The 10,051-nt window shown below is 47.6% G+C and carries 13 protein-coding genes; 3 read left to right on the top strand and 10 right to left on the bottom strand.

The genetic code is table 11. The features are described from left to right. Positions 1–24: 24 nt before the first annotated feature. Genes DESPODRAFT_RS20670 through DESPODRAFT_RS21610 form a run of 3 tightly spaced genes read left to right on the top strand, consistent with a single transcriptional unit; the run spans position 25 to position 1,389 of the window. Positions 25–546, top strand: a complete 522-nt coding sequence (locus DESPODRAFT_RS20670) for a reverse transcriptase domain-containing protein (RefSeq protein ID WP_245531934.1) — start codon at positions 25–27, stop codon at positions 544–546. Beyond that, positions 483–773, top strand: a complete 291-nt coding sequence (locus DESPODRAFT_RS21215; protein ID WP_337833565.1) for a group II intron maturase-specific domain-containing protein — start codon at positions 483–485, stop codon at positions 771–773. Before DESPODRAFT_RS20670 ends, DESPODRAFT_RS21215 begins: the two co-directional genes overlap by 64 nt. Continuing rightward, complete coding sequence (locus DESPODRAFT_RS21610; protein ID WP_337833559.1) at positions 766–1,389, top strand: group II intron maturase-specific domain-containing protein; 624 nt, start codon at positions 766–768, stop codon at positions 1,387–1,389. The genes DESPODRAFT_RS21215 and DESPODRAFT_RS21610 overlap by 8 nt, the downstream gene beginning before the upstream one ends. Positions 1,390–1,583: 194 nt before the next feature. On the opposite strand, the gene DESPODRAFT_RS15135 is transcribed toward DESPODRAFT_RS21610, so the two are convergent. From DESPODRAFT_RS15135 to DESPODRAFT_RS21195, 10 genes are all read right to left on the bottom strand, one after another. Next, positions 1,584–2,594, bottom strand: coding sequence for an Rpn family recombination-promoting nuclease/putative transposase (locus tag DESPODRAFT_RS15135; RefSeq protein WP_004074524.1), 1,011 nt, complete (start codon positions 2,592–2,594; stop codon positions 1,584–1,586). A gap of 54 nt (positions 2,595–2,648) precedes the next feature. Then, a complete protein-coding gene (locus tag DESPODRAFT_RS15130) occupies positions 2,649–2,864 on the bottom strand; it encodes a hypothetical protein (protein ID WP_004074523.1) in 216 nt (71 codons plus the stop codon). An 88-nt stretch (positions 2,865–2,952) separates the two neighbouring features. Beyond that, the gene (locus DESPODRAFT_RS15125; protein WP_004074522.1) at positions 2,953–4,362 is read right to left on the bottom strand and encodes a mannose-1-phosphate guanylyltransferase/mannose-6-phosphate isomerase; all 1,410 of its coding nucleotides are present in this window, start codon (positions 4,360–4,362) and stop codon (positions 2,953–2,955) included. 35 nt (positions 4,363–4,397) lie between these two features. Further along, positions 4,398–5,363 (bottom strand): GDP-L-fucose synthase, encoded by a 966-nt coding sequence (fcl, locus tag DESPODRAFT_RS15120; RefSeq protein WP_004074521.1) that lies wholly within the window; start codon positions 5,361–5,363, stop codon positions 4,398–4,400. A 36-nt stretch (positions 5,364–5,399) separates the two neighbouring features. Then, positions 5,400–6,512: a GDP-mannose 4,6-dehydratase gene (gene gmd / locus DESPODRAFT_RS15115; protein ID WP_004074520.1), complete on the bottom strand. Its 1,113-nt coding sequence runs from the start codon at positions 6,510–6,512 to the stop codon at positions 5,400–5,402. A gap of 19 nt (positions 6,513–6,531) precedes the next feature. After that, on the bottom strand, positions 6,532–6,801 hold the full coding sequence (locus DESPODRAFT_RS21205; protein ID WP_245531933.1) for a GDP-mannose 4,6-dehydratase: 270 nt from the start codon (positions 6,799–6,801) through the stop codon (positions 6,532–6,534). Next, positions 6,776–7,432: a GDP-mannose 4,6-dehydratase gene (locus tag DESPODRAFT_RS15110; RefSeq protein WP_245532077.1), complete on the bottom strand. Its 657-nt coding sequence runs from the start codon at positions 7,430–7,432 to the stop codon at positions 6,776–6,778. Before DESPODRAFT_RS15110 ends, DESPODRAFT_RS21205 begins: the two co-directional genes overlap by 26 nt. 136 nt (positions 7,433–7,568) lie before the next feature. Next, positions 7,569–8,387 carry a sulfotransferase family protein gene (locus DESPODRAFT_RS15105; protein ID WP_157488499.1) on the bottom strand — a complete coding sequence of 273 codons (819 nt, stop codon included), beginning with the start codon at positions 8,385–8,387 and terminating at the stop codon, positions 7,569–7,571. A gap of 237 nt (positions 8,388–8,624) precedes the next feature. Then, positions 8,625–9,479: an IS1380 family transposase gene (locus DESPODRAFT_RS21200; protein WP_052314677.1), complete on the bottom strand. Its 855-nt coding sequence runs from the start codon at positions 9,477–9,479 to the stop codon at positions 8,625–8,627. Next, complete coding sequence (locus DESPODRAFT_RS21195) at positions 9,464–9,985, bottom strand: hypothetical protein (protein WP_052314674.1); 522 nt, start codon at positions 9,983–9,985, stop codon at positions 9,464–9,466. The genes DESPODRAFT_RS21200 and DESPODRAFT_RS21195 overlap by 16 nt, the downstream gene beginning before the upstream one ends. Positions 9,986–10,051: the final 66 nt, after the last annotated feature.

Genomic DNA, 10,051 nt, shown 5'->3' with positions numbered 1-10,051 from the left:
AGTTCGGTATCACACGGATGACAGATGGGTGCTTCTGTATATAGAACGGTGGCTGAAAGCCCCTGTGATGATGACAGACCACACACTATTCCATCCAAAGAAGGGAACCCCGCAAGGAGGTGTTATCAGTCCCTTGCTGGCCAATCTCTTTTGCATTATGCATTTGACAACTGGATGGAAAGGCAGTGCCCGGCCACACCGTTTGAGCGTTATGCGGATGATGCAGTGTGCCATTGTAAAAGCCTTGCCCAGGCTGAATATTTGCTTAGAAAGCTGAATGAGCGAATGGAGAATGTGGGACTGGAATTACATCCGGAGAAGACGAAAATAGTCTACTGCAAGGATACAGACCGGCAAAAGGATTATGCCCTGACAAGTTTTGATTTTCTGGGTTATACATTTCGTGCTCGGAAATCAAAGAACCGATGGGGAAAATTCTTCATTAATTTTCTCCTGCTGTCAGCAATAAAGCAGCAAAAGCAATTCGGCAAACCTCACGAAAGTGGAATTGGCCCAGGCGCAGTGACAAGAGCCTGGAAGATTTAGCCCACATGTTCAATCCTGTCATTCAAGGTTGGATTAACTACTATGGCAGGTTTTATAAATCTGCACTCTACCCGGCCTTAAGGTGCCTGGATCGCCGGTTGGTGATTTGGGCAACAAGGAAATACAAACGTTTTAGGGGACATCGACGAAGGGCAAGTCAGTGGCTGGCTCGAATTGCACGAAGACAGCCAAATTTGTTTGCCCATTGGAGACTACTCTATGCATAGGCTGGTCAATAGGAGCCGGATGAGCGGAGACGTTCACGTCCGGTTCTGTGAGGGCCTGAGGGGGTGGTTCCCTCGGGCTACTCGACTTGTGATACTCTGTAAAGGTAAAATAGACGCACCGATACAAATGGTGAAGATGGTTCTGGATAGATGCGAACTCAGGCTCAATGATCAGAAAACCAAGATAATCAATGCCTATCAAGATAGCTTTGATTTCCTTGGGTTCCGATTTCAAATGAGACGCAGCCCCCGAAGCGGGAAGTGGTACCCACACACTGAGCCATCCAAACGCTCGGAAGAGCGCATCAAGGCAACGGTGAAAAGGTTAACTCACCGCCGAAGAACACCGGTATCGGTGCCGGACTTGATTGATGAGATCAACTATGCGACCCAAGGCTGGTCAGCTTACTTTCACTACCAGCACAGCACGAAAGTGATGGCTCGGGTCAAATGGTTTACCGAAGAAAGGGTCCGTAAGCATTTATGCGTACGGCATAAAGTTCGTACCAGGACAAATGGGTATAAACGGTTTTCTACAGATTTTCTGTACAACAAGTTGTATTTGTATAGAATCCCAACTTACGCAAAGTGGAAAAGGGCGCAAGCCTTACAATGAAGAACATCGGAAAGCCGTGTACGGGAGAACCGTATGCACGGTTTGATGAGGGAGCACTGAGGATGCAAGGCCTTTGGAACACGTAGTAGCCGCGTGCGGCAAGGCGTCTCGAATATAAAAAGGGCCGAAGAAACCGGCCGAATCAGTGCTCTACTCTACCCGGAATTCCATGATTTTATGGAAAAAGGTTCATGTTATTTCAGCAGGGATAGAATCTCCGAGATGTCTTTTGCGGTGTGGATCGCCTTTGTAATTTCTACCAGTGTATCCAGGTCATCAATTTCATTCACCCTGGCCATCACAGTGCCGATGTCTCCAGGGAATTTAACGGCCATGCTAAGCTCTATGGTTTCTCTGTAACCTTCCAGCTTACCTTCCAGCTTACCTTCCAGCTTGCCCTCGTTCTTTAATTTCTCAGCCAGTGTCATAATATATTCTCCTGTCTCTTTAGAAATAGCCTCTTCCGCTATTTCCTTTATTTGTTTCACCGATAATTCATCATCTTCCAGGGCCGATGCCAGGTACCTGACCACCACCTCAATCCATTGCAACCCGGTTTCTTTTTCCATCAATTTACGCATAAGTGCCAATATACCCGGCAGCTTCTGTCGTAAATCCGGATCTCTGATGTGTTTGAACAGCAGCAATATCACCCGGCTCATGATGGTCCCTTTGATCTGATCATCAGAGTACCGGTGCAGGTCGTACAGTTCAAACGCAAAATCCGGGATGTACCCGGCAAGCTCCTCCACCGGCCCGGACAACAAGGATGACAGCCGCTCTGTATTTTCCGGCCACTCCTGCCTGGCGTGACATACCAGCAGCGGAATCACAATGGGAAGACAGACCGGCTTTTCTTCATGCTGCTTAATATGCAGCCGCCATATCTTGACCATGTATTCCAGCAGCTGGAGATGCACAAACCGATCATAGTAGCTTTTGTGTTCAAACAGCACATAGATGAATCCCTGGCTGCCGTCTGTCAGTTTCACCTTGTAGAGCATGTCGGAATAATAATCAGCCAGCTCTTTTTCTATGAAGCTGTCTTTACTGATCTCCAGGCTGTTCAGGTCCACCAGCTTCAGCACTTTGTCCGGCAGTTTGTCGGCTAAAAGGCTGCGGGCATTTTCCTTGTTGCCGTAGACCTCCCTGAACACCTTGTCATGGGGATTGACCACCTTGCTGTTATTTTTCTCGTCTGTCATGATGGAATTTTACCCTTCGGAGGGGGATTCAGTCAAGGGTTACCGAACTAAAGCTTATTCATGGCCCAGCAATTCTGATTCAGTCATGGCAAAGTCACTATGCATCTTAAAGCTGCCTTTCCCTTCATATGGTCCAAAACTTCTTTTTTTTTCTTTCGGTTCATCCGCAGGGAAAATAATGACCTCGACTTTGGTATAATTAAACCCTTTTGGAATGTTAATAACAGTCTCCAATTTGTTTAGATCAACTATTTGTCTGATGGCCTCCATAATTGCCCCCCGTAAATCTATCTTTTCCAGAATTGATCATTCACTATGATAGCATCAGTATCCGACCTGTCAAGCCCCTCCCTTCTTATCACTCAACCCGCCCATACCTGTCTTCCAGCCGCACAATATCATCTTCTCCCAGATACGACCCGGACTGGACCTCTATGAGCTCCAGGGGGATGGTTCCGGGGTTTTCCAGGGCATGAACCTGGCCTACCGGGATATATGTGGACTGATTTTCAGTGACCAGAAAAGATTTTTCTCCGTTGGTCACCCTGGCGGTACCTGAGACCACCACCCAGTGTTCAGCCCGGTGGTGATGCATCTGAACGGACAGTTTGGCGCCGGGTTTGACGGTAATACGTTTTACCTGGTATCGGCCCCCGATATCGATGCTGTCATAAGATCCCCAGGGCCTGAACACTTCTCTGTGGGTGATGTGCTCAGTCCGGTCCCTGGCTTTGAGTTCTTTTACAATGGACTTGATATGCTGGGCCTTGTCCTTGCTGGCTATCAATACGGTATCCTTGGTCTCCACCACGACCAGGTCCTCGATTCCCAGGGTGGCCACCAGCCGGCTGTCAGCCATTATCAGGCTGTTGCTGGTATCAAGGGCCAGCACATCTCCTTTGCAGGCATTGCCTTTATCATCCTTGGCGCTGATCTCCCACAGGGCGGTCCAGGAGCCCACATCGCACCAGCCCGCATCCAGCGGCACCACTGCTGCGGCATCTGTCTTTTCCATGACCGCATAGTCGATGGAGTCATCCGGGCAGGTCAGAAAGATTTTCTTGTCCACCCGGATAAAATTCATATCCTGAGAGCCATTTTCCATGGCCGCTTTGCAGGTTTTAATGATATCCGGTTGAAACCGTTCAAGCGCTTCAATATATTTTTGTGCCCGGAACATGAACATGCCGCTGTTCCATAGATAATCGCCTGAATTCAAGTAGGTTTGCGCCCTGGCCGCATCCGGTTTTTCCTTAAAACCGCTCACACAGAATCCGGTGTCACCCAGACTCTCCCCTTTACGGATATAGCCATACCCTGTTTCAGGCTTGTCAGGAACGATCCCGAAGGTTACCAGCCTGTCCTGCTCTGCAAGAACTTGCGCATTCTGTATCCCGGCATGAAACGCCTGCTGATGGTCTATCAGGTGATCCGCCGGAAGTACCAGCAACAAAGGATCCCTGTCCGCCTGAACCGCATGCAGCGCTGCCAGAGCGATGGCCGGGGCAGTATTGCGGCCTTCAGGCTCAAGGATAATGGTAACATCTTCCAGGCCCATCCGCCGCATCTGTTCCGCTGCCATGAAACGCTGTTCTTCATTGCAGACAATGACAGGTGGGTCTGCATCAAGCCCCTCCAGGCGTTTCAAAGTCTCCTGGAGCATGCTCATCTCACCGGCCAGGGCCAGGTATTGCTTGGGATACAGTTTTCTGGACATGGGCCAGAGTCTTGTGCCGGAACCACCGGCAATGATGATTGGCTGAATCATGATAAACACCTTTGAAAAGCGAACATACAAAAATTCTATCGTCTGAACTTATTAATATTGTCCAGAAACCAGGCATAGGTCTGACGCAACCCATCTTCCAAACCGATAGATGCCTCCCACCCCAGGGCCTTCATGCGCGACACATCCAGCAGTTTGCGCGGTGTGCCGTCGGGTTTGCTGGTATCCCATACAATCTCTCCCTCAAACCCCACCACTTTGGCCACGGTTTCGGTCAATTCACGGATGGTGCAATCGACCCCCGACCCCACGTTGATGTGGGACATCTTTGGTTGCGTATGGGCCTGATAGGTTTCTGTGTCCAGTTCCATGACATGGACACAGGCCGCAGCCATATCATCCACATGCAGAAATTCACGCATGGGTTTGCCGGTTCCCCAGGCGGTAACCTGCTTTTTACCGGCCTTTCTGGCTTCATGAAACCGGCGCAGCAGGGCCGGTATTACATGACTGTTTTTGGGATGAAAATTATCATTGGGGCCGTAGAGATTGGTGGGCATGACACTGCGGTAATCATGTCCATACTGCCTGTTATAGCTTTCACACATCTTGATTCCGGCAATTTTTGCGATGGCATAAGGCTCGTTGGTAGGTTCCAAAGTCCCTGTAAGCAGGGCATCTTCACGCATGGGCTGTTCCGCATGTTTGGGATAAATGCAGGACGATCCCAGAAACAGCAGCTTGTGCACGCCGGCCTGGTGTGCCGCATGAATCAGGTTCGCTTCAACCATCAGGTTTTCATAGATAAATTCAGCCGGGTATTCATTGTTGGCATGAATCCCCCCCACCTTTGCTGCGCCGATATACACCTGATCGACCGGATTGTTTTCAAACCAGGTCTGCACCGCTGCCTGGTCTAGAAGGTTCAGTTCAGTGCGGGCAGCAGTGAGAAGTTCAACATTGGTTTTTCGCTCCAACTGACGGACAATCGCCGAGCCCACCATGCCATTGTGCCCTGTTACAAATATTTTCTGTTTGGCCATTTTTAATTCTCCCTTGAAATAGTTGCGCTGAACCCCTTACTCATTGTAAGCGCAGACTTTGAAGCCGGCATCGGCACACAACTTGTCCCGCCGGGCTGATTCCAAGTCCTGTTCCACCATTTCCCGTACCAGGGCATCAAAAGATATCCGGGGGACCCAGCCCAGCTTTGTGCGGGCTTTGGTGGGATCACCCAGCAGGGTTTCCACTTCTGTGGGTCGAAAATACCGGGGATCCACCGACACGATCTGCTGCCCTTTTTTCAACGGGGTGTCCGGGGTGTTCACCCCTGCCACCATACCTTTCTCCTCTTTGCCGCTTCCCTGCCACAAGATCTCAATGCCTAAGGCAGCAGCGGCAATCTCCACAAATTCCCTGACTGAATGCTGCTCCCCTGTGGCAATCACATAGTCTTCAGGCGTGTCCTGCTGGAGCATCAGCCACTGCATCTGGACATAATCTTTGGCATGCCCCCAGTCCCGCCGGGCATCCAGGTTGCCCAGATACAGACAGTCCTGCAGGCCCAGAAGAATACGGGCCAAAGCCCGGGTGATTTTCCGGGTGACAAAGGTTTCTCCCCGTATCGGGGATTCATGGTTGAACAAGATCCCGTTGCACGCGTAAATGCCATAGGCTTCCCGGTAATTGACGGTGATCCAGTAGGCATAGAGCTTGGCACAGGCATAGGGGGAACGGGGATAAAACGGGGTGGTCTCGGACTGGGGGATCTCCTGGACCTTTCCATACAGTTCTGAAGTGGATGCCTGGTAAAACCGGGTCTTTTTCTCCATACCCAGCAGGCGGATGCCTTCCAGCATCCGCAGGGTCCCTAGGGCATCGGTATCTGCCGTGTATTCAGGGGATTCAAAAGAGACCTGGACATGGGACTGGGCTGCCAGGTTGTACACCTCATCGGGCTGCACCTGCTGCAGGATGCGGATCACATTGGTGGAATCGGTCAGATCCCCGTAATGCAGGATGAATTTCCGGTTTTCCGCATGGGGATCCTGGTACAAATGATCCACCCGGTCCGTGTTCAGCAAAGATGCCCGGCGCTTGATACCGTGGACTTCATATCCTTTTTCCAGCAGAAACTGGGCAAGGTAAGCGCCATCCTGTCCGGTAACGCCTGTTATGAGCGCTTTTTTCATTTTTTTGTCCTTTTTCCTGTTAATTTAACAATACCATTTCCGACGCCACCATCATCCGGGCCACATCTTCTATGGTATGCCGGGCTTCCCAGCCCAGAACCCGATAGGCTTTTTCCGGATTGGCGCGGGAGATTTTAATGTCTGTCGGCCGGAGAAGTTCCGGCCGGGTCCGAACATATTTTGACCAGTCCAGTCCGACACCGGCAAAAACGATTTGTACGAAATCCTTTAAACTGGACGTCCGGCCTGTGGCAATAATAAAGTCATCCGGGCTGTCCTGCTGGAGCATCAGCCACATGGCCTGAACATAGTCGGGCGCGTACCCCCAAGTCCCGCTGTATATCGATGTTGCCCAGATCCAATACATCCTGCAACCCCTTGGCAATTCGACAGGCACTGCGAACAATCTTGCGTGTAACAAAACGTTCAGGCCGCAGCGGTGATTCATGGTTAAACAGGATGCCCGAGCATGCAAACAGGTGATAAGCTTCCCGGTAGTTGGCTGTGGTCCAGAAGGCGGTAGATTTAGCCACGGCATAGGGACTGCGCGGCCGAAACGGGGTTTCTTCGGTGGCAGGATGTTCTGCTGTATTGCCGAAACACTCGCTGGAAGAGGCATGATAACTTTTTATTTCGATTTCCAGAAACCGTATTGCCTCCAACAGATTCAGCGTACCCAAAGCAATACTCTCATAGGTTTCTACAGGCAGCTCAAACGACATGCCTACTGAAGACTGCCCGGCTAAATTATAGATTTCATCCGGTGCAACTGTACTCAGCGTCTGTATCACGCTGCGGAAATCATTCAATGTCATGGACTTGAGCATGACCTGTTTCCGAATTCCCAGTTTAACCAAATTGTCAAACAAACATGTCTGGGCGTCTCTGGATGTCCCATATACAAGAAACCCTTTTTCCAGCAGCAGTTTCGCTAAATACGCCCCATCCTGACCTTATACGCCGATAATCAAAGCGGTTTTGTTTTTCACAACCTTAAAGAACCTTGTTTTTTATTTTTTCAAACTAAACGGATATTCTAATTTAATGCGAGGTGAATTAATCAAGACCTTGTGGTGGACGAATATCATCCTGATATCCCAGCAAGTCACAGATTTGCTTGAAAGACACAGATTCTTTAACTTCCTGAAAAAAATCTTGCCCATATTCTCTTCTATCAAGTTTTTTAATTTCTTTGAGTTTTTGTTTACTGCCGCGCCCGCTATCCCCTGTTAATGTAATTTCATGAAAATTGTTTTTATATGATGGATCATATTCAATTCCATAAATCTCGCACATTCTTTGAAGAGTTCTATCAGGATTGTCTACAAAGTCTTCATAAAGAAATACTTCGGCGAAACTGTATTTTTCAATAAACGCCAATACCCTTTTACAGTACTCATCAAAACTCTTTACATCTGTAGCACTGGAAAAGTGTTTCATCATAGACAGGTATGAGTCAATGGGATTTCTTAGTGTAATTATTGGAACAACATTGTATAATTCATTCAAAAAAGAATAAACAGGCGGATGCTCTAATACCCCCTGAAATAAGAAGTCGCTGTGAGAATGGTCTCGTATAACCAAAGATTTTTGATGTTTTTTACATTTCTCTATTACCCACTTTATACGTTCGTAAAAAATAGCCTTGAAACTATCCGCATCTTTATATGAAATTTCAGGATACTTCTTTTGAAAATGTTTAAGTGGATCAAAAGGATCAAAAAAAAGCCCGCCCATTTCGCTGCATGGATTGATCTCGCTGAGCATGACCACATCTGGCATGGCTGAAATGCATTTACTGATCAATGTCCCGCCTGAGCTTGATAAATGGTGTATTGTTCTTATTGGGTATTCTTTATCCTGGATTCCCGGCATAAAATTTGCTTAGCCAACCCTTGCGCTCTGATACATAAAAATCTGCTGAGGCTTGGCCTCTGCAAACCCTGACCCAAGATCATATTTGATGACTTATTGGCCAGCAATCTTAGCTAATCCATTTTTTTACTGAACTATACTTGATTACCCATGGTCAAATCACGCCAGATAGGCACAGTTCACCATTAGCGCTCTGCGCATAACTTCTCCATCCCGATTTTTTACCCAATAATGTGCTTATCCTGGAGAACAACGTAACCGGTACAATACGTTCTCAGCCAATTGGGCAAACGGGTTGATCTTACCAAATGAAATGCTCCACCGCCGACCACTATATATTAAACGGCCAGCCATATACATTAAATCCTGCATAACTGTTCTTAACCTCCTTCGTGAGACTTTTTTTCTACGGTTGATCGGAAGATTGTTCTCATCCTGCTCCTCAAGGCTAATTTGGCCTATGATTCTAAGAATGTTATACGCCAAAAGAGCAAGATGGAGAATCAGGCTGTTGCTGCTAAAACGGCAACTGGGGAAGCGTTCTAACCCAAGATCACTTTTGATTTCTGAATGAAATTGTTCACTGGTTCCATGATCATGGTATAAATTGATGACCTCTTGGGGGCTCAGCCCGGCGATGGTAACCCAATAGGTCTCGACTTCAATTGTGGGAAAAAGCAGGGGCTCCCCTTTTTCTTCATATCGTTCAGTCACTTTGAAGACAATCGGACGTGGCAATGCCCGCCCTTTTGGGTCAACAGTTGTTTGCCCGACCCACACACTTTTGTGTCCACAGCGAATCAATCTAACGCTTTCAGTATTCTGGGCCAGGATAAGCCAACCATCCAAAGATTCTTTACGTAAATTGCGCTTAACCAAGACATCAACACCTTCGCATGTTTTTATTACTTCAAAATTATCCTGACTGTCATTTCCTGAATCAAGACGGATAAGAAGAGGTTCCTGGGTAATCTGCCTGGTTAATTTTAATATTTCTTGAATGAATTCCGGGGTGTTTTTTTGACAATGCTGGCTGCCTTCTCTAAGCTCTACATTGATTAAGTATCCTTCAGTTCCTAAATATCCGAACATTGGTGCATAGCCATCACAGCCTTTGTATGTCCTGGAAACTCCCTCTTTTTCGTTTTTGAATTGTCAAAAGGGCTAACGTCCAGATCTAAGGGAATATAATTGCCGACACTCGTCTGAACCGGTGAAATGGCGGGTGCTTTGCCTCGAATCATTTCAACTGAAGCCTCCTTGATAAGTTCATTGGCAGATTCCCCGATCAGGTCAATGCGTTCACGCAATGTTGATTGAGAAGGACAATTGCTGATTCCCAGAGATTGTGTAAAGAAAAATGGATCCTGCCTGAAAATTTCAATAGCGATATAGTCTGGCTTACCAACACAAATAAGTCCCAACATGGACGAAAGGATCTCTCCATGAGAAATATTAGGATCAACACAATGTACATCCGGTAAATTTTTGAACCGCTGGGCAAAATTAATCGACTTAAGCAATGCACCTACAGGGAGCAATCCGCTTTGACTGACAAGGTTTTCATTTCCATGTTTTACATTGATAGTGGTCGGCATCGGTCTTCACCTCCGAAGTGAATGTTTTTTTAATGCCATTGTATTAATTTTATATTAAAATTTCAA

Origin of the sequence: Desulfobacter postgatei 2ac9, assembly GCF_000233695.2 — a bacterium.
Classification (GTDB): domain Bacteria; phylum Desulfobacterota; class Desulfobacteria; order Desulfobacterales; family Desulfobacteraceae; genus Desulfobacter; species Desulfobacter postgatei.
Note: the sequence above shows the minus strand (reverse complement) of the source record. Positions and strands in the feature narration are given on the sequence as shown.

What these genes read in the sequence shown, in the direction of transcription:
- DESPODRAFT_RS15130 (WP_004074523.1), bottom strand. Translation starts at nt 2,864, where the DNA reads ATGGAGGCCATCAGACAAATAGTTGATCTAAACAAATTGGAGACTGTT.
- DESPODRAFT_RS20670 (WP_245531934.1), top strand. Translation starts at nt 25, where the DNA reads ATGGGTGCTTCTGTATATAGAACGGTGGCTGAAAGCCCCTGTGATGAT.
- DESPODRAFT_RS21610 (WP_337833559.1), top strand. Translation starts at nt 766, where the DNA reads ATGCATAGGCTGGTCAATAGGAGCCGGATGAGCGGAGACGTTCACGTC.
- fcl (WP_004074521.1), bottom strand. Translation starts at nt 5,363, where the DNA reads ATGGCCAAACAGAAAATATTTGTAACAGGGCACAATGGCATGGTGGGC.
- gmd (WP_004074520.1), bottom strand. Translation starts at nt 6,512, where the DNA reads ATGAAAAAAGCGCTCATAACAGGCGTTACCGGACAGGATGGCGCTTAC.
- DESPODRAFT_RS15135 (WP_004074524.1), bottom strand. Translation starts at nt 2,594, where the DNA reads ATGACAGACGAGAAAAATAACAGCAAGGTGGTCAATCCCCATGACAAG.
- DESPODRAFT_RS21200 (WP_052314677.1), bottom strand. Translation starts at nt 9,479, where the DNA reads ATGTTCGGATATTTAGGAACTGAAGGATACTTAATCAATGTAGAGCTT.
- DESPODRAFT_RS15105 (WP_157488499.1), bottom strand. Translation starts at nt 8,387, where the DNA reads ATGCCGGGAATCCAGGATAAAGAATACCCAATAAGAACAATACACCAT.
- DESPODRAFT_RS21195 (WP_052314674.1), bottom strand. Translation starts at nt 9,985, where the DNA reads ATGCCGACCACTATCAATGTAAAACATGGAAATGAAAACCTTGTCAGT.
- DESPODRAFT_RS15125 (WP_004074522.1), bottom strand. Translation starts at nt 4,362, where the DNA reads ATGATTCAGCCAATCATCATTGCCGGTGGTTCCGGCACAAGACTCTGG.
- DESPODRAFT_RS21205 (WP_245531933.1), bottom strand. Translation starts at nt 6,801, where the DNA reads ATGCTCCAGCAGGACAGCCCGGATGACTTTATTATTGCCACAGGCCGG.